The 23,862-nt window shown below is 64.8% G+C and carries 20 protein-coding genes and 1 pseudogene; 10 read left to right on the forward strand and 11 right to left on the reverse strand.

Going from position 1 to position 23,862, the window contains the following annotated elements:
• Positions 1-6 precede the first annotated feature (6 nt).
• The 4 genes from K5H97_RS00730 to K5H97_RS00745 all read left to right on the forward strand — a co-directional run bounded on the left by K5H97_RS00730 (position 7) and on the right by K5H97_RS00745 (position 5,629).
• A complete protein-coding gene (locus K5H97_RS00730) occupies positions 7-858 on the forward strand; it encodes an endonuclease/exonuclease/phosphatase family protein (RefSeq protein ID WP_028688670.1) in 852 nt (283 codons plus the stop codon).
• 96 nt (positions 859-954) lie between these two features.
• Complete coding sequence (locus K5H97_RS00735; protein WP_028688669.1) at positions 955-2,913, forward strand: GGDEF domain-containing protein; 1,959 nt, start codon at positions 955-957, stop codon at positions 2,911-2,913.
• 79 nt (positions 2,914-2,992) lie between these two features.
• Positions 2,993-3,769, forward strand: coding sequence for an N-acetylmuramoyl-L-alanine amidase (locus K5H97_RS00740; RefSeq protein ID WP_028688668.1), 777 nt, complete (start codon positions 2,993-2,995; stop codon positions 3,767-3,769).
• Positions 3,770-4,009: 240 nt separating this feature from the next.
• Positions 4,010-5,629: an EAL domain-containing protein gene (locus K5H97_RS00745; RefSeq protein WP_028688667.1), complete on the forward strand. Its 1,620-nt coding sequence runs from the start codon at positions 4,010-4,012 to the stop codon at positions 5,627-5,629.
• A 26-nt stretch (positions 5,630-5,655) separates the two neighbouring features.
• Here the strand turns inward: K5H97_RS00745 and K5H97_RS00750 are convergent, their stop codons facing one another.
• On the reverse strand, positions 5,656-7,434 hold the full coding sequence (locus K5H97_RS00750) for a KinB sensor domain-containing domain (RefSeq protein WP_028688666.1): 1,779 nt from the start codon (positions 7,432-7,434) through the stop codon (positions 5,656-5,658).
• Positions 7,431-8,657: pseudogene (locus tag K5H97_RS00755) on the reverse strand (sigma-54-dependent transcriptional regulator); the annotation flags it as partial. The gene K5H97_RS00750 and the pseudogene K5H97_RS00755, both read right to left, overlap by 4 nt.
• Between K5H97_RS00755 and K5H97_RS00760 the strand changes: the two are divergent.
• The 5 genes from K5H97_RS00760 to K5H97_RS00780 all read left to right on the forward strand — a co-directional run bounded on the left by K5H97_RS00760 (position 8,649) and on the right by K5H97_RS00780 (position 13,030).
• Entirely contained in the window at positions 8,649-8,933 is a 285-nt protein-coding gene (locus tag K5H97_RS00760; RefSeq protein ID WP_028688726.1) for a hypothetical protein, read from the forward strand. The pseudogene K5H97_RS00755 and the gene K5H97_RS00760 overlap by 9 nt on opposite strands.
• Before the next feature lie 39 nt (positions 8,934-8,972).
• Positions 8,973-9,134, forward strand: coding sequence for a DUF1328 domain-containing protein (locus K5H97_RS00765; RefSeq protein WP_028688664.1), 162 nt, complete (start codon positions 8,973-8,975; stop codon positions 9,132-9,134).
• Positions 9,135-9,139: 5 nt separating this feature from the next.
• The gene (locus K5H97_RS00770) at positions 9,140-9,610 is read left to right on the forward strand and encodes an inhibitor of vertebrate lysozyme family protein (protein ID WP_028688663.1); all 471 of its coding nucleotides are present in this window, start codon (positions 9,140-9,142) and stop codon (positions 9,608-9,610) included.
• Between the two features lie 729 nt (positions 9,611-10,339).
• Positions 10,340-11,674 carry a glutamate/aspartate:proton symporter GltP gene (gene gltP / locus K5H97_RS00775; RefSeq protein WP_028688662.1) on the forward strand — a complete coding sequence of 445 codons (1,335 nt, stop codon included), beginning with the start codon at positions 10,340-10,342 and terminating at the stop codon, positions 11,672-11,674.
• 126 nt (positions 11,675-11,800) lie between these two features.
• Positions 11,801-13,030, forward strand: coding sequence for a nucleoside recognition domain-containing protein (locus K5H97_RS00780; RefSeq protein WP_028688661.1), 1,230 nt, complete (start codon positions 11,801-11,803; stop codon positions 13,028-13,030).
• Here the strand turns inward: K5H97_RS00780 and K5H97_RS00785 are convergent.
• The 9 genes from K5H97_RS00785 to K5H97_RS00825 all read right to left on the reverse strand — a co-directional run bounded on the left by K5H97_RS00785 (position 13,012) and on the right by K5H97_RS00825 (position 23,172).
• The gene (locus tag K5H97_RS00785) at positions 13,012-13,626 is read right to left on the reverse strand and encodes an ABC-type transport auxiliary lipoprotein family protein (protein WP_028688660.1); all 615 of its coding nucleotides are present in this window, start codon (positions 13,624-13,626) and stop codon (positions 13,012-13,014) included. The genes K5H97_RS00780 and K5H97_RS00785 overlap by 19 nt on opposite strands.
• Positions 13,623-14,561, reverse strand: coding sequence for an MlaD family protein (locus tag K5H97_RS00790; protein ID WP_028688659.1), 939 nt, complete (start codon positions 14,559-14,561; stop codon positions 13,623-13,625). Before K5H97_RS00790 ends, K5H97_RS00785 begins: the two co-directional genes overlap by 4 nt.
• A gap of 3 nt (positions 14,562-14,564) precedes the next feature.
• Positions 14,565-15,350: an ABC transporter ATP-binding protein gene (locus K5H97_RS00795; RefSeq protein WP_028688658.1), complete on the reverse strand. Its 786-nt coding sequence runs from the start codon at positions 15,348-15,350 to the stop codon at positions 14,565-14,567.
• On the reverse strand, positions 15,347-16,480 hold the full coding sequence (locus tag K5H97_RS00800) for an ABC transporter permease (protein ID WP_028688657.1): 1,134 nt from the start codon (positions 16,478-16,480) through the stop codon (positions 15,347-15,349). Before K5H97_RS00800 ends, K5H97_RS00795 begins: the two co-directional genes overlap by 4 nt.
• Before the next feature lie 83 nt (positions 16,481-16,563).
• Complete coding sequence (locus K5H97_RS00805) at positions 16,564-17,586, reverse strand: DUF5924 family protein (protein ID WP_028688656.1); 1,023 nt, start codon at positions 17,584-17,586, stop codon at positions 16,564-16,566.
• 74 nt (positions 17,587-17,660) lie between these two features.
• Positions 17,661-19,067 (reverse strand): M16 family metallopeptidase, encoded by a 1,407-nt coding sequence (locus K5H97_RS00810; protein WP_028688655.1) that lies wholly within the window; start codon positions 19,065-19,067, stop codon positions 17,661-17,663.
• A 31-nt stretch (positions 19,068-19,098) separates the two neighbouring features.
• Positions 19,099-20,757, reverse strand: a complete 1,659-nt coding sequence (locus K5H97_RS00815) for a Na/Pi cotransporter family protein (protein WP_028688654.1) — start codon at positions 20,755-20,757, stop codon at positions 19,099-19,101.
• Positions 20,758-21,020: 263 nt separating this feature from the next.
• Positions 21,021-21,791 carry a TerC family protein gene (locus tag K5H97_RS00820; RefSeq protein ID WP_028688653.1) on the reverse strand — a complete coding sequence of 257 codons (771 nt, stop codon included), beginning with the start codon at positions 21,789-21,791 and terminating at the stop codon, positions 21,021-21,023.
• Positions 21,792-21,864: 73 nt separating this feature from the next.
• Positions 21,865-23,172 (reverse strand): CitMHS family transporter, encoded by a 1,308-nt coding sequence (locus K5H97_RS00825; protein WP_028688652.1) that lies wholly within the window; start codon positions 23,170-23,172, stop codon positions 21,865-21,867.
• A gap of 269 nt (positions 23,173-23,441) precedes the next feature.
• Between K5H97_RS00825 and K5H97_RS00830 the strand changes: the two genes are divergently transcribed.
• On the forward strand, positions 23,442-23,843 hold the full coding sequence (locus K5H97_RS00830; RefSeq protein WP_028688651.1) for a GFA family protein: 402 nt from the start codon (positions 23,442-23,444) through the stop codon (positions 23,841-23,843).
• The last annotated feature ends 19 nt before the right edge of the window (positions 23,844-23,862 follow it).

Here is a 23,862-nt window from a genome sequence, read left to right on the forward strand (position 1 = left end):
ATTGCCATGCGCTTGCGTGCCACGCGAGGCATCGGCCTGCCCCAGCCGCAGGTCAACGAGCATCACCTGCGGGCCACCGGCTTGCCGGAAGATGGTCGCCTGCGGCTGCTCAGCTTCAACATCCAGGTCGGCATCAGCACCGAGCGTTATCGGCACTATGTCACCCGCAGCTGGCAGCACCTGCTGCCGCACAACGGGCGCGCCGGCAACCTGCAGAAGATCGGCGACCTGCTCGGCGACTTCGACCTGGTGGCCCTGCAGGAGGCCGACGGCGGCAGCCTGCGCTCCGGCTTCGTCAACCAGGTCGAGCACTTGGCACAGCTGGGCGCCTTTCCCTACTGGTACCAGCAGCTCAACCGCAACCTCGGGCGTTTCGCCCAGCACAGCAACGGCGTACTCAGCCGTCTCAAGCCCCAGCACCTGGAAGACCATCCCCTGCCCGGCCCGTCCGGCCGCGGGGCGATCCTGGTGCGCTTCGGCGAGGGCGAGGATGCGCTGATCGTGGTGATGATGCACCTGGCCCTTGGCGCCAAGACCCGCGCCCGTCAGCTGGCCTACATCCGCGAGCTGATCGGCGGCTATCGCCATCAGATCCTCATGGGTGACATGAACACCCACGCCAACGACCTGATCGACCACTCGCCACTGCGTGATCTGGGCCTGATCGCGCCCCAGGTCGAGGCCACCTTCCCCAGTTGGCGCCCCCAGCGTTGCCTTGACCATATCCTGCTCAGCCCAAGCCTGACGCTCGAACGTGTCGAGGTGCTGGCGCAGCCTATTTCCGACCACCTTCCGGTTGCCGTCGAGATACGATTGCCTGATGCCCTGACTGTGGATACGCTGCCGGTCCTGAGTTAGTCCTGCCTGGGCAAATCCGGCACTCAAGTGTTGGGCTTTTCCGCCGAAATCCAGTGATTGCAGGACTAGATGCCACTACCCGTTGCGGATCCAGGCATGACCGAAGAAGCCGAGCGCTGGAAAGAAAAATACCTCAAGAGCATCGAGCAGCAGGAAAAGCTCGAGCGGCGCTGGGAAGCCCGTCTCGACCTGCTGCGCCGTGGCCTGGTGCGCAGCACCCTGGCGGCTGAAGGTAGCGACAAGACCGTTGACCAGTGCATGAAGGAAATGCGCGAGGTCATCCGCAGCGACAACATGGACGCCGGCCTCGCCGGGCTGATTCCGCGCCTGGAAAAAGCCGTACTCGACTCCGAGCAGCGCCGCGAAACCCGCATGAACCAGGTCAGCGACGCGCTGACTGCGCTGGTTACCCAGTTGCAGACCCTGCCGCTGCCAGGCGAGGTGTCGCGACCGCTGAAAAAACTGGCGAAGAAGCTTGATGGCGGGGTCAGCCAGTCCCGTGAGCTGCCGCCCTTGCTGGGTGAACTCAGTGGCTTGCAGGGACGCGCCCTGAGTGCGATGCAAAAGCCCGAGGACGAGACTCGCCCGGGCTTCCTGCAGCGTCTGTTCGGGGGTCGTGACGAGCCCCAGGCTGAGCTGGCGCCTGCGACGGTCGACGCCCCTGTGCCTGCGTCGCTGGAGGCGCCCGTCATTGCGCCTGAGGTGCAGCCAAGGGACGCTGATGAGCTGCATGCCGTGGCACCCGCGCCGCATGTCACGCCTGAGCCTGCCGAATTGTCCGGGCCCGAGGTCGAGTTACCTGGTCCCGCACTGGTTGAAGCCACGCCGGTGCCCGTTGCCGAGCCGCAACCTGAACCGCAAGCACTGGTGCAGCCGGTCGAACACATCGATCCGCAAGCCGAGGCCTCTGTCGAGGACGAAGGCGCCGCTGCGCGCGAACCTGAGGCCACGGTCGAGGAGGTCGTCGGCGAGGACGGTCCCTACGCCCTCCCTGACGCGGTCGAGCCGCCGTACAGTCAGGTCGCCGCTCATATCGAGCAGACCCTGATCGGTCTGCTCGACGACCTCAGCCTGCCGGAGCGTCACAAGGCCCAGGCCCTGGAGATGCGCGAGCGGGTTTCACGGGGGCTGAACTGGTACGAACTGATCCCGGTCCTGGATGACCTGGCTGTGCTCATGCTGGCGATCACCGACAGTGGCCAGCATGAATTCGAAGCCTACCTGCAACAGCTCAACGAGCGCCTGGAGTCCTTCCAGAGCCACCTGCACGAAGCCAGCGCCGGCCATGCCGACAACAGCTCCGCCGCCCGCGCGCTGGACAGCCAGCTACGCGAGCAGGTCGATGGTCTGCAAAGCAGCGTGCAGGGCGCCGTCGATGTCGACAGCCTCAAGCACATCCTGGAGAACCGCCTCGAAGGCCTGCTGGTGACCATGGACGATCACCAGCACGAGCGTGATCGCCGTGAGCACGAGCTGGCCAGCCGCCTGCAAGGCCTGGCCGAGCGTGTGGCAAGCATGGAGCAGGAGGCCCTCGGTTACCGCGAGCATCTCGAGGAGCAGCGCCAGAAAGCCATGATCGATCCGCTGACCGGTCTGCCCAACCGTGCAGCCTGGAGTGAGCAGGTCGAGCGCGAGGTACTCGACTGGCAGGAAAATGGTGGCCACCTGGCCATGGCGATCCTCGACCTTGATCATTTCAAGCGCATTAACGACGGCTATGGCCATCTGGCGGGCGACAAAGTGCTGAAGATCGTTGCTGATCAGTTGCGCAAGCGCTTGCGCGGCCGCGACTTCATCGCCCGTTTCGGCGGCGAGGAATTTGTCCTGCTGATGCCGCAGACTTCGCCGCCGGCAGCGGTGCAGGTGGCCGAGGCAATGCGTGCGGCCATCGAGGCCTGCCCGTTCCACTTCAAGGGCGAGCGGGTGGTCATCACCACTTCCATCGGCATCAGCGCCTTCCGCTCCGGCGAGCGCGGCGACCAGGTGCTCAAGCGCGCCGACGAGGCGTTGTACCGGGCCAAGGAGCTGGGACGCAATCGGGTGGAGCAGGGTTAGTCGGGTTCAGGGTGAGCAATCGTGACCGGCACGTTATACTGTAGCATTGTTGCCGCTGACTCCATGACGTGCCCCTGCTATGAAAAGACTCTTCACCGCCCTGCTCCTGCTGGCCCTGGCAGGTTGTTCCAGTGGCCTGCGCATCGACCGCAGCCATCCTTCGGCCAACCAGGACAGCCGTATCCAGTTTGTCGTGCTGCATTACACCAATGCCTCGCTGGAGCGCTCCCTTGCCCTGCTGACCCATGGCGAAGTCAGCAGCCACTACCTGATCGGTGACGGCCCGGCCACGGTCTATCAACTGGTGGACGAGAATCGTCGTGCCTGGCACGCCGGGGACAGTCAGTGGCAGGGGCGTACCTGGCTCAATTCAAGCTCCATTGGCATCGAGATCGTCAACGAGGGGTATACCGACACCCCGACCGGGCGGGTCTGGCACCCGTACAGTGAAGCACAGGTGCAGGCGCTGATCGCGTTGCTCAAGGATATCGTCAAGCGCAACAACATCGACCCGCGCCATATCATTGGCCACAGTGATATCGCGCCGTTGCGCAAGCTCGACCCGGGCCCGCTGTTCCCTTGGAAGCGCCTGGCCGACGCCGGTCTGGGCATCTGGCCGGACGCCGCGTCGGTGGCACGCCAGCAGGCCTATTTCGAGGTCAACCCGCCGAGCGTCACCTGGTACCAGCAGCAGCTGGCGCGCTTTGGCTACGCCATCGACCAGACCGGCGAATGGGATGTGGCCACTCGTCATGTGATCGCCGCCTTCCAGATGCGCTTCCGTGCGCAGCGCTTCGATGGTGTGCCGGATGCGCAGACCGCTGCGATGTTGCAGGTGCTCAACCGCAAGCGGTGAGGCAGCTTTCATAGCATAGAAACTGGTCTTGCCCTGTGGGAGCGGCCTTGTGTTGCGAAAGGGCCGCAGCGCGGCCCCAGGATCTCGAGTCTGACTAAAGATTGCCGGGGCTGCTGCGCAGCCCTTTCGCGACACAAGGCCGCTCAGGGGAGCGAGCAAATCCTGGCAATCACACGCCCAGCGGCCACGCCAATCATCGATTCAGTTGCTATACCTTTGGTATTCAACTGGATGCCACGCATGTTTGACCTCCTCGCATCGGTGCGTCAATTTTTCCACCGACCCTGGCTGTTGGCCGCGCTCGCGGCGTTGGCCAGTGCCGCACTGTTGCTGGCGATCAGCGTCAATGTGGCCTTGCAGCAGATGAAGCAGAGCGAAAGCGCACAGATGAACGCCCAGGGCGAGCGTTTTCTGGAGCGCCTTGAGCAGGTCTTTGGTCAGTTGCGCGAGGGTGTGGACCAGCTCCAGGCGCAACCCCTGCGCGGCTGCGATCCGCAGATGCTGGCACAGTTGCAGCAGGTGGCGTTGGAGTCGCGGTTCATTTACGAGGCGTCCTATGTGGAAGGCACGCTTGCCTGTTCGAACCGCGGCGGCGAGCGGATCATCGAACCCTTGCGCAGCCCGGACATCCAGGGGCCGACCTACAGCTACTGGCTGAACACCACCACCGAGCCCAACGAAAACCTCGCGGCGCTGATGCTGGGTCGGGGCCGCTTCGTGGTGTCCACCTCCCGTGGCCACCTCACGGACGTGGTCGATTTGCCCCCAGGCGGCAGCTTGCTGGTGGTGCTCGATCGGGGCACGCGGGCCATTCCGGTACTGGGGCCGGCGCAACCCTGGCCACCCATCGCCGATTGGCCGCCGCCCCAGGGCAAGTCGCTGATCGAGCTGCCCGATCGCCTGGTCTATCGCATGTCCACCAAATCGCCGGACTACCAACTGGTGCTGATCGCCCCGCGCGCCAGCCTGCCCCTGAAGCTTAATGGCCTGCTCTGGTTGCTTTTTCCCGGCAGCCTGGTGCTGGCGGCGTGCATCGGCTGGCTGGTGCTGCAACTGATCCTGCAACGCCGCTCGATGAGTTCTGAGCTGCAGCAGGCCTTGCGCCGGGGCGAGCTGCAGGTGCTGTACCAGCCGATCTTCGAGCTGGACAGCCGGCGCTGTGTCGGGGCCGAGGCTCTGGTGCGCTGGCGCCGTCCGGATGGCAGCCTGACCAGCCCGGACTTGTTCATTCCCCTGGCAGAGAACACCGGGCAGATTCGCCAGATCACCGACTTCGTCTTACAGCGGGTGCTCGAGCAGCTTGGGCAGTTGCTGCGGGCCAACCGCCAGTTGTATATCTCGGTGAACCTGGCGGCCTGCGACGTCATGGCGCCGCGTATCGGTCGAGTGGCGGCGCGACTGCTGGCCCATCATCGGGTGGCGCCCCGGCAGATCGCCTTCGAGGTGACCGAGCGCGGGCTGATCGATGTGGTGGTGGCGCGGGACAACCTGCAGGCCCTGCGCGCCGTGGGGCACCAAGTGTTGATCGATGACTTCGGCACCGGCTATTGCAGCCTGGCCTACCTGCAGACGTTGCCGGTGGATTGCCTGAAGATCGACAAGTCATTTATCGACGCCCTCGGCCATGACGCCGCCAGCAGCGGTGTGGCGCCGCACATCATCCGCATGGCCCATGACTTGCACCTGCGGGTCATCGCCGAGGGTATCGAGTCAGAGGACCAGGCGGTGCTACTTAACAGCGAGGGTGTCAACTATGGACAGGGCTGGTTGTTCGCCCATCCGTTGAACGCGCGTCAGTTTGCCGAGCTGATTACCCGGGGGCGGCGGGTGGCAGGGCGGCGGATCGATGATGAGCCTTGAGGCTGATTGCCTGAAAAAAAGCCGTGTCAGACCGGTAAGGCCATGTAGAACTGCGTACCCTGCCCAGGCCGCGAGAATACGCCCATCCGCCCGCCATGCAGCTGGACGATCTCCTTGCACAGCGCCAGGCCCAGGCCGGCCCCGCCCTTCTTGCGCCCGACCTGGACGAACGGCTCGAAGATCCGCCCTTGCTGGCCGTAGGCGATGCCTTCGCCGTTGTCTTCGACACTGATGATCACCCGTTCGGCATGGCGCCGTGCGTGCAGGCGGATACGCCCTCCACTGCCGGTGTGGCGGATGGCGTTGTGCAGCAGGTTGTCGAGCACCCGGTCGAGCTGCGTGACGTCGGCCTGGATGCGCGGCAGTGGTGACTCCAGCTCGAGTATCAGCTCGATCTGCTTGCTCGAAGCCTGCTCGGCAGAACGTGCCCGGGCGCGCTCGAACAGTTCGTCGAGGGCGCAGGGAGCCAGCTCCAGCTTCTGCAGGCCGCTTTGATAGCGGGAGAAATTGAGCAGGTCGTTGATCAGCTGGGTAAGGCGCTGCATTTCTTCGGCGATGGTTTCGAGCAGATCGTTCTCCCGCGCCTCAGGCGGGAAACTGACCCGCTCGCGCAGCAGGCCGAAGGCCATGTGCATGCCAGTGACCGGCGTGCGCAATTCGTGGGAGGCGCGCAGCACGAATTCGCTGCGTACCCGCTCGAAAGCGCGCTGCTCGGTAACATCGTGCAGCACCATCACCGCGCCAAGGATCGGCCCCTCGGGGTGGCTGACCGGGGTCAGGCTGTAGGTCAGCAGGCGGGTTTCCTCATCCACCTCCAGACTCAGGTCGTCCGGTGGACGATCCAGGCTGCCGCCGCGCAGTACCTGGCGCAGTTGCAGGTCCAGCTCCGGGCGTTGCAAGGCCTCGGCCAGGCCTGTGCCCCGGCGGCTCGGATCCCAGCCGAGTTGACGCTGGGCTACCGGATTGAGGTGTTCCAGGCGGCCCTGGCGATCGATGATCAGCAGACCGTCATCGATGCTGTCGAGTACCGCCTGCAGGCGTTGCTGGCCGGCCTGCAGTTCATCGATGTTGGTGGCCTGGTGTTTGCGCAGGGCATCGGCCATCAGGCCGAAGCGGCGGGTCAGCTGATTGAGCTCGGTGGCCTGGGTCACCGGCAGGGTGACGTCGAAGTTGCCCTGGCCGATCTGGTCGGCGGCCTTGGCCAGTGCCTCGATCGGCTGGCCGAAGCGCCTGGCTATGTTGTGGGCAGTGATGAAACCTAGTACCAGCACAGTGAGGCCAACCATGCCGAGCATGCCACTGATGAGCAGGGCTTGATTGCGCGACTGCTCCTCGCTGCGGGTGATTTTTTCCAAGGCGTGGCGGTGGGACTCCAGCAGGTCCATGCGTACCTGGTTGAAGGCCGCTCCGAGGGGCTGCTCGACACCCATGCTGCGTGCAGGCGAGGGGCTCTGTCGATAGGCCTGGACAAATGCCTGGTAGTTGCTGGCGGCCTTGCTCAAGCCGGTGCGTTCTCCGCCTTGTTCCAGTCCCTGATCGAGGAGTGTCTGGAATTGGTCCTGCAGGGTGACGAGGGTATTCGGGGTGGTGTCCTCGTCGAGAATCAGATTCAGCTGTTCGCCCAGGTTCTGCCGCAACTTGAGGGCCAGCTCGAGCGTGTAGGTGGTGTCCTTGACGACGTGCTGCTGCAGGGCTGCCATCTGCAGCACGCTGAAAAGGCCCAGCAACAGGCCAAGCAAAGCCACGGTAACCAGTGCCGAGATGCTCAGGAACAGCCGTGTGCGTAGCTTCATCGGCCATTTCATAAGTTGTATTGCTTGCGCTTGCGATAAAGGGTGGAGGCATCGATGCCCAGGGTCTTGGCTGCCTGGTCGAGGGTGTCGCTGGCAGCGAGCACCGCCCCGATATGGGCACGCTCAAGCTCATCCAGGCTCAGCGCCGCACCGACCCTGGGCGCGTTGCTGGCGGGTTGTTCGGCCATGCCCAGGTGGATGATCTCCACCCGCTCCTGGGGACAGATGATGCTGGCGCGCTCAATCACGTTGCGCAGTTCGCGAATGTTGCCCGGCCAGCGGTAGTTGAGCAGCGCCGTGCGTGCTTCATCGCTGAAGCCGCGGGCCGGGCGCGAGTACTCCTTGACGAAGCGGGCAAGGAAGCGGTCGGCCAGGGTCAGTATGTCCTCGCAGCGCTCGCGCAGCGGCGGCAGGTGCAGGGTGATGACGTTCAGTCGGTACAGCAAGTCTTCACGGAAGCGGTTCTCGCGGACCATCTCGTCGAGGTTGAGATTGGTGGCCGCGAGGATCCGCACATCCGCCCGGCGGGTGACCGGGTCGCCGACCCGCTCGTATTCCTTGTCCTGGATGAAACGCAGCAGTTTTGGTTGTAGCGTGAGGGGAAAATCGCCGATTTCGTCAAGAAACAGCGTGCCGCCATCGGCCTGGCTGACTCGGCCCAGTGTGCTTTCACTGGCGCCGGTGAAGGCGCCGCGCGTGTGGCCGAACAGCTCGCTCTCCATCAGCTCGGCATTCAGCGAGGGGCAGTTGATGGTCACGCAGGCCTTGCGTGCCCGCTTGCTCCAGCCGTGGATGGCACGGGCCAGCTCGCCCTTGCCGGTGCCCGACTCGCCCAGGATGAGAATGTTGGCGTCGGTGGTCGCCACCTGGCGCGCGGTTTCCAGCACCGCCATCATCGCCGGGCTGTGGGAGTCCAGGCCGTCCTTGGGTTTGCGCACCTCGCCTTCGAGGGCCTCCAGGCCCGCCGACAGTTGCCGGACCTCCAGCTGCTTGGCGGTAGCCAGGCGCAGCTGGTCGGGGCTGCAGGGTTTGACCAGGTAGTCTGCGGCGCCGGCCTGGATGGCATCCACCGCAGTGTCGATGGCCGAGTGGGCGGTGACGATCACCACCCGCATCCACGGTGCCTGGATACGCATCTGTGCCAGTACGTCCAGGCCATTGTCCTCGCCCAGGCGCAGGTCGAGGAAACACAGGTCGAACACCTGGCGCTGCAAAAGTGCCTCGGCCTGAATCGCCCCCAAGACAATCGTACGCAGAGCGCTGTAGTCCCCCTGCACCAGCTGTTGTTCCTCGGCATGGCCTTGCTGCTCACCCTGGCGGCGGGCCTCTTCTACCACAGCTGGCAGACCGCCCGGCTGGCCGAGCAGGTGGCGGTGCAGACCGCGCTGTTGACGCAGTTACGGACAACCCATGCCTCTACCCTGGTCAAGGCCGCCGAGCCACTGCCCAGTGCCGACAATGCGCCTGCCGTTCTCGAGCGTGTTCAGCCCGAGGAGCGTTGGGTGTTCTGACGCCATCGACCGATTTCGCACAAGAAAAGGAGAAACATCATGCTTAGTTGGGCAATCACCTTCCTGATCATCGCCATCATCGCCGCAGTCCTGGGTTTTGGTGGTATCGCTGGCGCCGCGACCGGTATCGCGAAGATCCTCTTCATCATCTTCCTGGTGCTGTTCGTAGCCTCCTTCTTCTTCGGCCGTGGCAGAGGTTGATGACCATGAGCAGGATGCTCCCCAAGGCCCTGCTTGTCGCGCTGCTGCTGGGCAGCGGCGCGACAGCGCTGGCGGCCAATGACGGCCAGGTCCGGGCCAACCAGTTGCTTGGCTCGGACCCCGAATACCAGAAAACCTGGCAGAAGACCCTCAAGAACGAGGAGCGCCTGCCCGAGTGGGTGATCAACCTCAGCGGCAGCTCGGCGCAGCAGATGTCTGCGGTAACCGAGGACGGCGACAAGTACTTGGTCGGCCCGCTGTGCGAGTCCGAAGGCAACTGTACCTACAAGCGCCTGATCGTGGCCTTCAGCTGGGACAAGGACGAAGCCTACGGCATGCTAGTGGAGGTGCCCGAAGGGCTGCCTGCCGACAAGTCACCTACCCGTCATGCCGACTACCGCTGGCTGGGCAAGCCGGATGACGGGATGAAGGCTCTGCTGCGGGAGCAGCTCAAGCGCGACCCGAACTGGTACTGACCAGCGGTCGCGGACTGTAATGCTATAGAAGCTGAACCTTTTTACCTTTCAGGCTTCTATGGTGCGCCGCCCCGAGGAGGGGCGGCGCATGACCAGGGGGCCGGGCCGCTCTGACTGTTGCAGGGTCGCAGTGGCCTAGGGGTACAGGGAGTGCCTCCGTCATGGGCCGGGTCAGGAGAGGGTGGCATCGGAAGTTGCAGGTCGGTTGGGTCCGAACAGGACGATGTAACCGATCTGGCTTCCGAAGCGCCTGTGGGAGTTCTTCCTTTAATACGAGCGACTTTTTACTTCAGACACATTTTGTCGCTACCGTATATCGAATTTTTTTTACTTGTCCGACAGGTCAGCTCATGTGGCATTTCAGCCATTCGGATTGTCGAACACGCCACTTCACACCTTTCTGTGCTCCCGTCAAATCGGCCTAAAAATGGCGCTTTGGCCTTGTTCGGAAATCCGAACGTTGAAAATCAAGGACTTGGCGATGCCCGATTTCGCCTTCCGGTCTCATGCCGATTCGGCATAGGGTAGTCGTTTCCGGCATTAGACTGCCCCTCCCCACGTCGCAATAGTTGCCGCCTTTTTCCTCGGCCCGAGCGCCAGCAATGTTCGCTCGCGGTGTCCTTACAGTGGGACGCCGGATCGACCAGGCGCAACCGGAATGGCTTCAAGCCGCTCTGGCATGCACCTTTTCGGCCGGTGCCCGTGACCACTACAACAAAGGGTAATGACATGAAGAAGGCAAAACTGAGCCTCGCCTGGCAGATCGTCATCGGTCTGTTGCTGGGCGTTGCAGTCGGCGCGCTACTGAATCATTTCAGTGCAGAAAAGGCATGGTGGATCAGCAACGTCCTCCAGCCAGCCGGCGACATCTTCATTCGCCTGATCAAGATGATCGTCGTCCCGATCGTGATTTCGTCGCTGATCGTGGGCATCGCTGGGGTTGGCGACGCGAAGAAACTGGGCAGCATCGGCCTGAAGACCATCATCTACTTCGAGGTGGTGACCACCATCGCCATCGTCGTCGGCCTGGTCCTGGCCAACGTGTTCCACCCGGGCGCCGGCATCGACATGAGCACCCTGGGCACCGTCGACATCTCCAAGTACCAGGCCACCGCGGCCGAGGTGCAGCATGAGCACGCGTTCATCGAGACCCTGCTCAACCTGATCCCGTCGAATATCTTCGCGGCGCTGATGCGTGGCGAGATGCTGCCGATCATCTTCTTCTCGGTGATGTTCGGCATGGGCCTGTCGAGCCTCAACGCAGACCTGCGCGAGCCGCTGGTGCGCACCTTCCAGGGCGTGTCGGAGACCATGTTCAAGGTCACCCACATGATCATGAACTACGCCCCGATCGGCGTGTTCGCCCTGATCGCCGCCACCGTCGCCAACTTTGGCTTCGCCTCCCTGCTGCCGCTGGCCAAGCTGGTGCTGCTGGTGTACTTCGCCATCGCCTTCTTCGCCTTCATGGTGCTGGGCCTGGTGGCGCGCGTGTTCGGCTTCTCGATCATCAAGATCATGCGCATCATGAAGGACGAGCTGATCCTCGCCTACTCCACCTCCAGCTCCGAGACCGTGCTGCCGCGCGTGATCGAGAAGATGGAGAAGTACGGCGCGCCGAAGTCGATCTGCTCGTTCGTGGTACCGACCGGCTACTCGTTCAACCTCGACGGTTCGACCCTGTACCAGAGCATCGCGGCGATCTTCATCGCCCAGCTGTACGGCATCGACCTGTCCTGGAGCCAGCAACTGCTGCTGGTGCTGACCCTCATGGTCACCTCCAAGGGTATCGCCGGCGTGCCGGGCGTGTCCTTCGTGGTACTGCTGGCCACCCTGGGCAGCGTGGGCATTCCGCTGGAAGGCCTGGCCTTCATCGCCGGTGTCGACCGCATCATGGACATGGCTCGTACCGCGCTGAACGTGGTGGGCAACGCCCTGGCCGCAGTGGTCATCGCCAAGTGGCAGGGCATGTACGACGCCGAGAAAGGCGCGGCGTACTACCAGTCGCTGGTGCTGGAAAAAGGCAAGAAAGAGGCTGTGATGGCGGGCAAGACCGTCAACCAGTAAGCCACTGAGCTGAACGAAGAGCCCCGACTTGTCGGGGCTTTTTGTTGTCTGCGCAATAGTCGAGGGCGCAGCCCTCGCCCGCAATCTTCGCTATCATTCGGGCACTTTTCACGGGGGAACACACGGATGCTCAACGGCCTCTGGCTCGGCTTTTTCCTGGTGGCGGCCATCTCCGCCCTGGCCCAGTGGCTGGTGGGCGGCAACGCCGGCATCTTCGCCGCGATGGTCGAGAGCATCTTCGCCATGGCCAAGCTGTCGGTGGAGGTCATGGTCCTGCTGTTCGGCACCCTGACCCTGTGGCTGGGTTTCCTGAAAATCGCCGAGAAGGCCGGCATCGTCGAATGGTTGGCCAAGGTCCTTGGCCCGCTGTTCGCCCGGCTGATGCCGGAAGTGCCGCCCGGCCACCCGGCCCTGGGCCTGATCACCATGAACTTCGCCGCCAATGGCCTGGGCCTGGACAACGCCGCCACGCCCATCGGCCTGAAGGCCATGCGCGCGCTGCAGGAGCTCAACCCCAGCAGTACCACGGCGAGCAACGCGCAGATCCTGTTCCTGGTGCTAAACGCTTCGTCGCTGACCCTGCTGCCGGTGACCGTCTTCATGTACCGCGCCCAGCAAGGCGCGCCCGATCCGACCATGGTGTTCCTGCCGATCCTGCTGGCCACCAGCTGCTCGACCCTGGTCGGCCTGCTGTCGGTGGCGGTGATGCAGCGCCTGCGCCTGTGGGACCCGGTGGTGCTTGCCTACCTGATTCCCGGTGCCCTGCTGCTGGGCGGTTTCATGGCCTTCCTCGGCACCCTGTCGGCGGCCGCGCTGGCCAGCCTGTCGTCGATCCTCGGCAACCTGACGCTGTTCGGGGTGATCATCCTGTTCCTGGTGATCGGCGCGTTGAGGCGGGTGCAGGTGTACGAGGCCTTCGTCGAAGGCGCCAAGGAAGGCTTCGACGTGGCCAAGAGCCTGCTGCCTTACCTGGTGGCGATGCTGGTGGCAGTCGGTGTATTGCGCGCCTCAGGGGCGCTGGAGCTGGCCCTGGACGGCATTCGCCATGCGGTGAACTGGATGGGCCTGGACACCCGCTTCGTCGAAGGATTGCCCACCGCGCTGGTCAAGCCGTTCTCCGGCAGCGCGGCGCGGGCCATGCTGATCGAGACTATGCAGACCCAAGGCGTGGACAGCTTCCCGGCCTTGGTGGCGGCGACCATCCAGGGCAGCACCGAGACCACCTTCTACGTATTGGCGGTGTACTTCGGCGCGGTGGGCATCCAGCGGGTGCGCCACGCCGTCGGCTGTGCGTTGCTGGCCGAGCTGTCGGGGGTGATCGCGGCGATCTTCGTCTGCTATTGGTTCTTCGCCTGAGCCTGGCTGACGGTCCAGTCGATTACCTGGCGCGCCAGCTGGTCGCTGGCCGCGCCGAAGCCGGCGACCACCGCCGGGACCTGCTGTTCGCCCAGCACCTGGCGCACCTCGAAGCGTTTACTCGCGAGGATGCGCTGGCTGCGGCCCTGCACCAGCCGCGCGTCGTAGCGGATCACCACCTCCACCGCCCCGCCTGGGTGGTATTCGCTCTGGAAGGCCTGTAGCTCGCCGCCCAGCTCGTAGTCAGCCTGCAGGTTGCTGTCATCGGCGCTCAGGCGCTGCACCCGGCCATCGCGCTGGAAACCGTCGAGCAGGCGGTTGCGCACCAGCATCGGCGTCGGGTCGCTCCAGCGTGCGCCCTTGTAACTGCTGATCACATCGCCCTGGGGGATCACCGCGATACGCGGTCCGCCCAGGGCTTCGCTGGTCAGCGGCTTGTTCAGGCGCAGCGACCAGTCCAGCGGTGCGGCGGCGCGGGCCGACTGGTTCACCGGCAGGCGGTAGATATCCACAGGCTCGCTCTGCGGCAGGATCGAACAGGCCGAAACCAGGCTCAGCGTGGCGGCGGCGAAGGCCAGGCGCAGCGATGGGATCATGGCTGGAACTCCTTGTTGTTGTCGCGGCCCAGCAGGTAGCCGCTGGGGTCGGCTTCCAGGCGCCGGGAGATGCCCTTGAGCGAGTTGAGGGTCTCACGCAGTTCGCGGATCGCTGGGGCGATCTGGTTCAGGCCCTGGGCACCGTCGTCCAGAGACTGGCGGTTGTCCTGCAACAGGCTGTTGATGGTGGCGGTGCTTTCGGCCAGCGACTGCATGGCCTGTTCGGCACTGCCGATGGCCTGCTTGCCCTGGGTGCCGAGCAGGCCGTTGGCGTTGCGCATCAGCGCCTGGGTCTCGGCCAGGGTGGCGTTGGCCTGCTTGCCGACCTGGGCCAGTTGCTCGATGGCATCGGCGATGCCGCCCTTCTGGCTGGCGAAGGCGCCAGTGGTCTGCTCCAGGTTGGCCAGGGTGTTGCTCAGGCGCTCGATATTGCTTTCGGAGAACATCAGGTTGGCGTTGTGTAGCAGCAGGTTGATGTTGGTCACCAGGTCGCTGCTATCGTTGAGCAGGCGTGAGATCGGCGACGGCGAGGCGACGATCACCGGCAGTTTGCCGCCCTTGCCCTTGAGTTCTGGGCTCTGCGGGGTACCGCCGCTGAGCTGGATGAAGGAGTTGCCAGTCACCCCGGCCAGGGTCAGCTTGGCCTGGGTGTCCTCCTTGACCGGCGTGTCGCCGCTCAGGCGCACGCGGGCCAGCACCCGGCGCGGATCGTTCGGGTCCAGGCGCAGGCTGCTGACGTCACCGACCTTGATGCCGTTGTACTGCACCGGGCTGCCGCGGGACAGGCCTGAGACCGCCTCGTTGAATACCACTTCGTAGTCCTTGAAGGCGTCGTCGACGCTGGACTTGGTCAGCCACAGGCCGAACAGCATGGCGCCGGCCACCACCAGCACGGTGACCAGGCCGATCAGGACATGATGAGCTCGGGTTTCCATCGTTCAGCGCTCCTGGCGGGCGCGCAGGGCGGCGTCTTCGGCCGCCCGACCACGCGGGCCGTGAAAGTATTCATGAATCCAGGGGTCTTCAGTCTGCTCGACCTCGGCCAGGGGCCCTGCCACGAGCACCTTCTTCTGCGACAGCACCGCCACCCGGTCGGTGATGGTGTAGAGGGTGTCCAGGTCGTGGGTGATGAGGAACACCGACAGCCCCAGGGCGTCGCGCAGGGTCAGGATCAACTGGTCGAAGGCGGCGGCGCCGATCGGGTCGAGGCCGGCGGTGGGCTCGTCGAGGAACAGGATGTCCGGGTCCAGGGCCAGGGCGCGGGCCAGGGCGGCGCGCTTGATCATGCCGCCGGACAGCGACGCGGGGTACTTGTCGGCGGCGCTGATCGGCAGCCCGGCCAGGGCCAGCTTGACTCCTGCCAGGTGCTCGGCGTCGGCCCGCGACAGCCCGGCATGCTCGATCAGCGGCAGGGCGACGTTCTCGGTCACGGTCAGCGACGAGAACAGCGCGCCCTTCTGGAACAGCACGCCGAAGCGGCGTTCGACCAGCGAGCGCTGGATTTCGTCGAGGCTGGCCAGGTCCTGGCCGAACACCTTGACCGTGCCTTCGTTGGGCCGGCGCAGGCCGACGATGCTGCGCAACAGCACCGACTTACCGCTGCCCGAGCCGCCGACCACGGCGAGGATCTCGCCGCGGTACAGGTCCAGGTCGAGGTTCTCGTGCACGCTCTGGCTGCCAAAGCGGTTGCACAGACCCCGGGCTTCGATCACGGCTTCAGTCACCAGCCCATCTCCATGAAGAACAGCGCGGCCACCGCGTCCAGCACGATCACCACGAAGATCGATTGCACCACGGCAGAGGTGGTGTGGGCGCCCACTGATTCGGCGCTGCCGCTGACCTTGAAGCCTTCCAGGCAACCGATGGCGGCGATCAGGAAGGCGAAGAACGGTGCCTTGGCCAGGCCCACCAGGAAATGCTGCACGCCAATGTCGCTCTGCAGCAGCGAGAGGAACATGGCCGGCGAGATATCCAGGGTCAGTGCGCAGACCACCGCGCCGCCGATCATGCCGCAGAGCATCGCGACAAAGGTCAACAGCGGCAGCGCGATCAGCAGCGCCAGCACCCGGGGTACCACCAGCAGTTCGATGGGGTTCAGGCCCAGGGTACGGATGGCGTCGATCTCTTCGTTGGCCTTCATCGAGCCGATCTGCGCGGTGAACGCGCTGGCGGTGCGACCGGCCATGAGGATGGCGGTCAGCAGCACGGCGAATTCACGCAGGAAGGAGAAGGCCACCAGATCGACGGTGAAGATGGTCGCGCCGAAGTCGGCCAGCACCGTGGCGCCGAGGAAGGCCACCACCGCGCCCACCAGGAAGGTCAGCAAGGCGACGATGGGCGCGGCGTCCAGGCCGGTTTGCTCGAGGTGCGCGACCACCGGCGTGACGCGCCAGCGGTGCGGCTGGAACAAGCGCAGGAACAGGGTCTGCAGGATCAGGCCGACGAAGCCCAGCACCTGGTTGGTGTCCTGCCACAGCTGGTCGACGGCGCGGCCGATGCGCGCCAGCAGCAGGAGCAGCACCGGTTGCTCCGGCTCCTTGACCGGGATGCAGTAGTCCTGCACCGAGCAGTAGACGTTCTTCAGCAGCGCGCGGCTGGCATCGGGGAGTTCGTCAGTGCAGCGCGACAGGCGTTCGGAACCCAGCAGCTCGGCCAGCAGCGAGGCGCCGGCGGTGTCCAGGCGGCCCAGCTGGCTGAGGTCGACCTGGGTGTCATCGCCGTACTGGCTGCCCAGGCGCTCGCATTCGCGCTTGAGGCTGGCGTAGTGGGCCAGGGTCCAGTCGCCGACGATGCGCAGGCGCGAGGGCTGCTCGGTGGTGTCCAGGGTGGCGCTGGGGACGGTCATAGGCTCCATGCGTCTGACTGAGGGCATAGAGGCTGATCATAGCGCATGTTGAATGTGTGCTGACTGGAGGGCTGCACAGCAGCCCCAGCCCTTCACTGCGCAGGCGCGCCGTCGACCACCTTGAAGCGCAACACCCCGATCACCTGCCCGTCCTCGGTCAGCACCCTCACCTGCCACTTGCCCACCGGATTGGGCGGGAAGTTCTGCTTGTGGGTCCAGGCCCGGTAGCCTTCCTTGCGCCCGCCGTGGATATCCAGGGCGATACGGTCCACTTCCTTACCGTCCAGCTGCCACACATGGTAGATGCGCTCGTTCAGGCCACGGGGCGCGTTGATGGCGGTATAGGCGTAAAGTCCGCCGCTGCGGATGCGGCTGGCGGCCACTTCGTCCAGCGAGGCGCCCGGCTGGCGGTTGAGCACTTCGGTGCTGATCGCCACGTCGGTCATCCACAGCGTGGCCGGCGGTACCCAGGAGCGCAGCAGCCAGCCGCCGCCACCGACCGCCAGGGTCACCAGCACCAGGGCCACGCCGCGGCGCCAGTTGTTGATCGGGAAGCTGCTGGCCAGGCTCGGGAACGACAGCACCATGGCGGCGATCAACGCCAGCTTGAAGCTCTGCGCGGTGGTCAGGTGGAGGATGATCGGCAGCGCCGTGAGCATCGCGGCGAACAGCGTCAGGGTGTGCAGTGCGAGGAACAGCCAGCGGCGTGGCGCCAGCCACTTGTGGTACAGCGGGTCGACGATCGAGATCAGCCCGGCGGCGCCGAGCAGGCCGGTGAAGATCAGCTGGCCGCTGTTCCAGGTGGTGGTGATGAAGAAGAACGGCAGGACGAAGAACAGGCTTTCCTGGTGGATCATCTGCGTCGCGAAGCGCAGCAGGGGCTGCGGGATTTCGCGCTTGAAGGTGCGGGCGAACAGCTCGGTGAGGGTGTTCTCGAGCATCAGCCAGATCCAGCTGACCAGCATGACGATGGCGATCCAGCTGGCCAGGCCGGCCTGGCGGTCGACCAAGATGAAACTGCCGATCCCCGAGAGGAAACCGTAGAGCGCGATGATGCCGGGGTAGCGTTTGAGCAGTTCGATGATGCGCAGGATGAAGCCGGGGATCGGGGGCATGGGTTTAAAACAGGAAGAGGCGTGTTCGAGGCGTCCGGGACGTGGACGCTGTTGGCTGACAGGATACCGCCGAATCACGGCTCCCGTGTAGCACCACTGGGGCGCTTGGCCAGCACGCGGCGCCGACGGATCAGCCCCGCAGCCAGGATCAGCCCCAGCAGCAGCGCCACCAGACCATACAGTTCGTCATACCCCAGCAACGGCTTCTCGATGCGCAGGTACCCCGGTTCCTTGAGCAGTTCGCGCAGCGCCGCGTCGGCTTGCTTGAGGCTGACCTGGCGCAGTTGCCGCACCGGATCGGTGAAACGCCCGTCCTCGTAGGCGTTGAGCGCCCCCCAGTAGTAGTCGGCGAGCGCCGCGTTGCCCTGGGTGGTCCAGCTTTCCCGGGCAATCGCCGCTTGCTTGATCCGGGCGAAGGTGTCCGGGTCCAGACCGTGCTTGCGTAGGTGGTCGAACAGCTCCCCGAGCACCTTCAGCGCCGCGTCGAGGTCCTGGCGCTCAAGGTCGGCATTGAGGCTGAGCATCCCACTGTCGCCGAAGCTTTCGCGTTGCACCGACGGGCCATAGGACAGGCCGTGACGCAGGCGCAGCTGGTCGTACAGCGCCCAGTCCAGGTAACGCGAAAGCAGCTCGAGGGTCTGGTCATGGCCCTCTTCCAGCGTCGGCTCGATGAACAGCCAGTGCAGCTTGACGTTGTCGCCCAGCCAGCCGCGGGTCAGGTCGCGGCGCTGCTCGGCCTGCTGGCTGATGCTCTCCAGGTTGCGGCGTTCCCCGGGTTCGGTGGCCGGCAGCTCGCCGAAGGTGCGCTCCAGATAGGCCGGCAGCAGGCGGTCGAGGCCGCCGACGACGATCAGCGACATGTTGTTGGCCACGTACCAGTGCTCACGCAGTTGCCGCACCTGCTCCAGGGTCATATCGTCGAGGCTGGAGCGCTCGGGGCACTTCAGGCCCAGCTCGGTGGCCAGCTGGTCGCTGGCCGGGTGGCCGATGTCCTGGCGGTCGAGCCAGCGCTGCAGGCGGCCGTAGTGCCCGCCGTCCTCGCGTTCGATGATCTTCTTCGCCGTGGCCAGCGCTTTTTCGTCGATGCGGGTGTCACGAATGATCGCCAGCAGCAGGTCGAGCACCTTGCGCTGGTTGCGCGCCGGGGCCTCGATGACGAAGGTGGTGTCGGCGCTGCTGGTGAAGGCGTTCCATTCCCCGCCCAGGGCCTGCATGCGCTCTTCCAGGCCGCCCTCGCCCGTCTCGTCGATCCCGCTGAACAGCAGGTGCTCGAGCAGGTGCGGCAGTTCGCGCTGGTCGCAATCGAAGTCGTCCAGGCCCACGCCAACCACCAGGCGGATCGACACATGGTCGCGCTCGTAGCCAGACTTGAGGATCACTTGCAGGCCGTTGGGCAGCAGGTAGCCCTCGACCCGCGAGCGGTCGAGGGCGAGCGTGGGCAGGCTGAGGATCAGCAGGCAGGCGAACAACAGGCAACGCATAGGCGAGCTTCGGTCTCCGGGGTGTCTGGGCTCAGGGCTGGCGGGCTTCGTCCGGCACGCTGTCGAGCATCAGCCCGCCGGTATCGGTGCCGCCCAGTACCACATAGGCACTGCTGCAGAACAAAGAGTTCAAACGCTTCATGTCGGCAATGAGCTCCAAGTGTAGCGAACTGGTCTCGATGCTCTGCACCACTTTACGTTGCAGGCGGCTGACATGGGCATGGGCCAGACGCCGTTCCTGGGCGCGGAAGCGGCGTTTCTCGCGCAGCAACTGGTGCGCGCTCTGCGGGTCGGCGCTGAGGAATACCGAGAGGCCCAGGCGCAGGTTTGCCAGCAGCTGCTCCTGCAGTCCGGTCAGTTCCTCGAGGCCGACCTGGGAGAACTCCCGACGCTGCGAAGTCTTCTGCTGCTGGACCTTGCGCAGCATGCGCTCGATCAAGTCGCTGGCCAGCTTGAGGTTGATCGCCAGCTCGATGATCTCCGCCCAGCGCCGGTTGTCCTGCTCGCCAAGATCCTCGCGGGGCATCTGTGCCAGGTACAGCTTGATGGCGTTGTACAGGGCCTCGGCGTCCTCGCCCAGGGCACGCACCTGTTGTGGCATGGCGGTCTGGGTGCCGCGTAGGGCGCCGAGCATGGCGTCAAGCAGGCTGTCGACGATATCGCCCAGGCGCAGGGTTTCGCGCACGGCGTTGGCCAGGGCCAGGCTGGGCGTGTTCAGTGCGGTCGGGTCGAGGTGGCGTGGCTGGTGGTGGCCGTTGCCGTTGTCGCGCTCGGGCAGCAGGTAGTTGCACACCCGGCCCATGGGGTTGACCGTCGGCAGCATCAGCAGGCAGCGCAGGGTGTTGTAGAGCAGGTGGAAGCCGATCACCAGCTCCTGCGGGCTGAAGCTCAGGCTGTCCATCCATTCCACCAGCGGGTGCAGTATCGGGATGATCAGCAGCAGGCCGATGATCTTGTACAGCAGGCTGCCCAGCGCCACCCGGCGCCCGGCGCTGTTCTGCAGGCTGGTGGTGAGGAAGGCGAGCAGGCCGCTGCCGATGTTGGCGCCGATCACCAGGCCGATGGCCACCGGCAGGCTGATTACCTCGGCGCCGGCCAGGGTGGCGGTGAGCAGCACGGCGGCCAGGCTGGAGTAGGAAATCATGGCGAACAACGCGCCAATCAGGGCGTCGAGCAGGATGTCTCCGGTCAGCGAGGCGAACAGTACCTTGACCCCCTGGGCATGGGTGATCGGCGCGGCGGCGTGGACGATCAGCTGCAGCGCCAGGATGATCAGGCCCAGGCCGATGCCCACCCGGCCCAGCTGGCCGGCGCGGGTCTGCTTGCGCGAGAGGAAGAAGATCACCCCGAGGAAGATCAGCAGTGGCGACAGCCAGGACAGGTCGAAGGTCAGCACCCGCGCCATCAGCGCGGTGCCCACGTCAGCGCCGAGCATGATCGCCAGGGCCGGAGTCATGGCCATCAGGCCCTGGCCGACGAACGAGGTGACCAGCATGGCGGTGGCGTTGCTGCTCTGCACCATGGCGGTTACCAGGATCCCGGCGATGAACGCCAGCGGACGTTTGTTCATGTTCTGGCCGAGCACCCGGCGCAGGTTCGAGCCATAGACCCGCAGGATACCGGTCCGCACGATATGGGTGCCCCACACCAGCAATGCCACGGCGGAGAGCAGGTTGAGCAGAGTCAGCATGGTCGGGCCCCCTTTTTTCTTCTATGCCCCTGTGCGGGGCCAATGGGTACAACGGTGAGCCTGGCCCGGGGGTGGGCTGGTTTTTTCAGTGCTCACTGAAGCTTTAGTTGTTTTGCGCGATGGGTGCCAGCTTGGCATGACTGAAATCTATTTGAAACACGGGTGCCTGTAGGAGCGGCCTTGTGTCGCGATAGGGGGCGCTCCTACAGGGACGTGGATGCGAAAAGGGCCCCGAAGGGCCCTTTTGTACTGCGCTCCTGATCTTACTGACCGGGAATGTCCTTGCGCAGTTTCACCGGATCGTGCTCCTTGCCCTTCTTGCGCGCCAGCGCCGTGCGCATGCGGATGTTGATCGCTTCAACCGCCAGCGAGAAGGCCATGGCGAAGTAGACATAGCCCTTCGGTACGTGCACGTCGAAAGATTCGGCGATCAGCACGGTACCAACGACGATCAGGAACGAAAGCGCAAGCATCTTCAGCGACGGGTGCTTGTCGATGAAGTCGCTGATGGTGCCGGCGCAGAGCATCATCACCAGCACCGCGACGATGATCGCGGCGATCATCACCGGTACGTGGGAGACCATGCCCACCGCAGTGATCACCGAGTCCAGGGAGAACACGATGTCGATGATGGCGATCTGGATGATGGTGTAGAAGAACTTGCCGCCCGCCCCTTTCGGCGCGTCCGCGCTCTCGTCCTCGCCTTCCAGGCCGTGGTAGATCTCCTGGGAGCTCTTCCACAGCAGGAACAGGCCGCCGAAGAACAGGATCAGGTCGCGCCCGGAGATGCCCTGGCCGAGCACATGGAACAGGTCGTCGGTCAGGCGCATGACCCAGGTGATCGACAGCAGCAGCATGATCCGCGTGACCATGGCCAGGGCCAGGCCGAAGATCCGCGTGCGCGGCTGCATGTGCTTGGGCATGCGGCTGACCAGGATCGAGATCATGATGATGTTGTCGATCCCGAGCACAATCTCAAGCGCGGTGAGGGTGAAAAAGGCAACCCAGATTTCCGGGCTGGTCAGCCATTCCATGTGTATTCCTTCGAGCGTTAAAGGCAAAGCGCCCAAGAGGCCGGGCGCTTTGCAGTTGGATGATGCGCTTGTATTACAGACTGCTGAACAGCGGGAAAGTCCCCAGTGCCAGCGCGCCGGCCATTATGCACAGGCACACCAGCACTGCCCACTTGAGGGTGAAGCGCTGGTGGTCGCCGAACTCGATGCCGGCCAGGGCAACCAGCAGGTAGGTGGAGGGTACCAGCGGGCTGAGCAGGTGCACCGGCTGTCCGACGATCGACGCGCGAGCCATTTCCACCGGGGTGACGCCGTAGTGGCTGGCGAACTCCGACAGCACCGGCAGCACGCCGTAGTAGAAGGCGTCGTTGGACATGAAGAAGGTGAACGGCATGCTGACGATCGCGGTGATCACCGCCATGTACGGGCCGAACGCTTCCGGGATCACCGCCAGCAGGCTCTTGGACATGGCGTCGACCATGCCGGTGCCCGACAGAATGCCGGTGAAGATGCCGGCGGCGAAGATCAGCCCGCTGACGGCCAGCACGCTGGAGGCGTGGGCGGCGATGCGGTCCTTCTGCTGCTGCAGGCACGGGTAGTTGACGATCATGGCGATGCTGAAGGCAATCATGAACAGCACCGGCAGCGGCAGCACGCCGGCGATCAGCGCGACCATCAGCGCTGCGGTCAGGGCACCGTTGAACCAGATCAGTTTCGGCCGGCGCGCTTCGGGGAACTGCGACACGCTGATCTCGCTGTGGTCGATGTCGTCGGTCGGCAGGTGCAGCTCGCCCAGGCGGGCACGCTCGCGCTTGCCGTACCAGTAGGCGATGGCCAGGATCGCCGCCACGCCGAAGGCCATGGCCGGGATCATCGGTACGAAGATGTCCGACGGGTCCACGTGCAGGGCGCTGGCGGCGCGGGCGGTGGGGCCGCCCCACGGAGTCATGTTCATCACTCCGCCGGCGAGGATGATCAGGCCGGCCATGATCCGCGGGCTCATGCCCAGGCGGCTGTACAGCGGCAGCATGGCGGCGCAGCAGATCATGTAGGTGGTGGCGCCGTCACCGTCGAGGGACACCACCAGGGCCAGCACCGCGGTGCCGACCGAGACTTTCAGCGGGTCGCCCTTGACCAGCTTGAGGATCTTGCGCACGGCCGGGTCGAACAGGCCGGAGTCGATCATCAGGGCGAAGTAGAGAATGGCGAACATCAGCATCACGCCGGTGGGCGCGAGCTTGCTGATGCCTTCGAGCATCATTGGGCCGATCTTGGCGGAAAAGCCACCGAACAGGGCGAACAGGATCGGTACCAGGATCAGCGCGATCAAGGCCGACAGGCGCTTGGTCATGATCAGGTACATGAAGGTGATGACCATGGCGAAGCCGAGGAAGGTCAGCATGGCGGTACTCCAGGCGTGGCGCGGCGAAAGGAAGGACGATTCGGGCGGATCAGCGCGTCAGGCGCTGCGCGAGGAGCAGGCGGAGGGATACTGCGAGAAGGCGGGCACAGGAAAACATCAGAATCACCATTGTTGTTGTTGATTGGGCCGGGGCGCGGAGGTTTCCGGGTGCCCTGGCTGGCCGGTCTGCTGCCGGTGGTGGCGCTATCCTATGTGGGCAAGCTTTCAGCCAGCTTTCGCCTGCGCTCAGGCGACGGGAGGTCATTTCGATGGTGGATGTCGTGGAAGGCGGGTGTCATTGCGGGGCGTTGCGCTACCGGCTGCAGGCCGATCTGGGCGATGTCGCCCATTGCCATTGCTCGATCTGCCGGCGGGTCAGCGGCGGTACGCTGGTGACCTGGGTCACCCTGCCCCTCGCGGGTTTCCAGTGGCTGGCGGGCTCGCCCCAGCGCTACATGGCGCCGCAGAGCTGCAGCCGGTATTTCTGTGGCAACTGCGGGGCGCACGTGGCGCTGGTGACCGCGCATAGCCCTGAAACGATCGATGTGACGGTGGCGACGCTGGATCACCCGGAGCGGGTGCCGGCCAATCGGCATATCTGGGTGGGGAGCCGGTTGCCATGGTTGCAGGTGGATCAAGGGTTGCCGGAGGAGGACGAGGAAAGCCTGTAGGGCATTGTGCTACCTCTGT

Source organism: Pseudomonas mosselii (assembly GCF_019823065.1).
Lineage (GTDB): Bacteria > Pseudomonadota > Gammaproteobacteria > Pseudomonadales > Pseudomonadaceae > Aquipseudomonas > Aquipseudomonas mosselii.

Coding starts and splice junctions, on each gene's coding strand:
- K5H97_RS00730 (WP_028688670.1), top strand. CDS start 7: ATGCGCTTGCGTGCCACGCGAGGCATCGGCCTGCCCCAGCCGCAGGTC.
- K5H97_RS00740 (WP_028688668.1), top strand. CDS start 2,993: ATGAAAAGACTCTTCACCGCCCTGCTCCTGCTGGCCCTGGCAGGTTGT.
- K5H97_RS00825 (WP_028688652.1), bottom strand. CDS start 23,172: ATGCTGACCTTCCTCGGCTTCGCCATGGTCATCACCTTCATGTACCTG.
- K5H97_RS00810 (WP_028688655.1), bottom strand. CDS start 19,067: ATGCGTTGCCTGTTGTTCGCCTGCCTGCTGATCCTCAGCCTGCCCACG.
- gltP (WP_028688662.1), top strand. CDS start 10,340: ATGAAGAAGGCAAAACTGAGCCTCGCCTGGCAGATCGTCATCGGTCTG.
- K5H97_RS00815 (WP_028688654.1), bottom strand. CDS start 20,757: ATGCTGACTCTGCTCAACCTGCTCTCCGCCGTGGCATTGCTGGTGTGG.
- K5H97_RS00830 (WP_028688651.1), top strand. CDS start 23,442: ATGGTGGATGTCGTGGAAGGCGGGTGTCATTGCGGGGCGTTGCGCTAC.
- K5H97_RS00765 (WP_028688664.1), top strand. CDS start 8,973: ATGCTTAGTTGGGCAATCACCTTCCTGATCATCGCCATCATCGCCGCA.
- K5H97_RS00735 (WP_028688669.1), top strand. CDS start 955: ATGACCGAAGAAGCCGAGCGCTGGAAAGAAAAATACCTCAAGAGCATC.
- K5H97_RS00780 (WP_028688661.1), top strand. CDS start 11,801: ATGCTCAACGGCCTCTGGCTCGGCTTTTTCCTGGTGGCGGCCATCTCC.
- K5H97_RS00745 (WP_028688667.1), top strand. CDS start 4,010: ATGTTTGACCTCCTCGCATCGGTGCGTCAATTTTTCCACCGACCCTGG.
- K5H97_RS00790 (WP_028688659.1), bottom strand. CDS start 14,561: ATGGAAACCCGAGCTCATCATGTCCTGATCGGCCTGGTCACCGTGCTG.
- K5H97_RS00805 (WP_028688656.1), bottom strand. CDS start 17,586: ATGCCCCCGATCCCCGGCTTCATCCTGCGCATCATCGAACTGCTCAAA.
- K5H97_RS00820 (WP_028688653.1), bottom strand. CDS start 21,791: ATGGAATGGCTGACCAGCCCGGAAATCTGGGTTGCCTTTTTCACCCTC.
- K5H97_RS00770 (WP_028688663.1), top strand. CDS start 9,140: ATGAGCAGGATGCTCCCCAAGGCCCTGCTTGTCGCGCTGCTGCTGGGC.
- K5H97_RS00750 (WP_028688666.1), bottom strand. CDS start 7,434: ATGAAATGGCCGATGAAGCTACGCACACGGCTGTTCCTGAGCATCTCG.
- K5H97_RS00785 (WP_028688660.1), bottom strand. CDS start 13,626: ATGATCCCATCGCTGCGCCTGGCCTTCGCCGCCGCCACGCTGAGCCTG.
- K5H97_RS00800 (WP_028688657.1), bottom strand. CDS start 16,480: ATGGAGCCTATGACCGTCCCCAGCGCCACCCTGGACACCACCGAGCAG.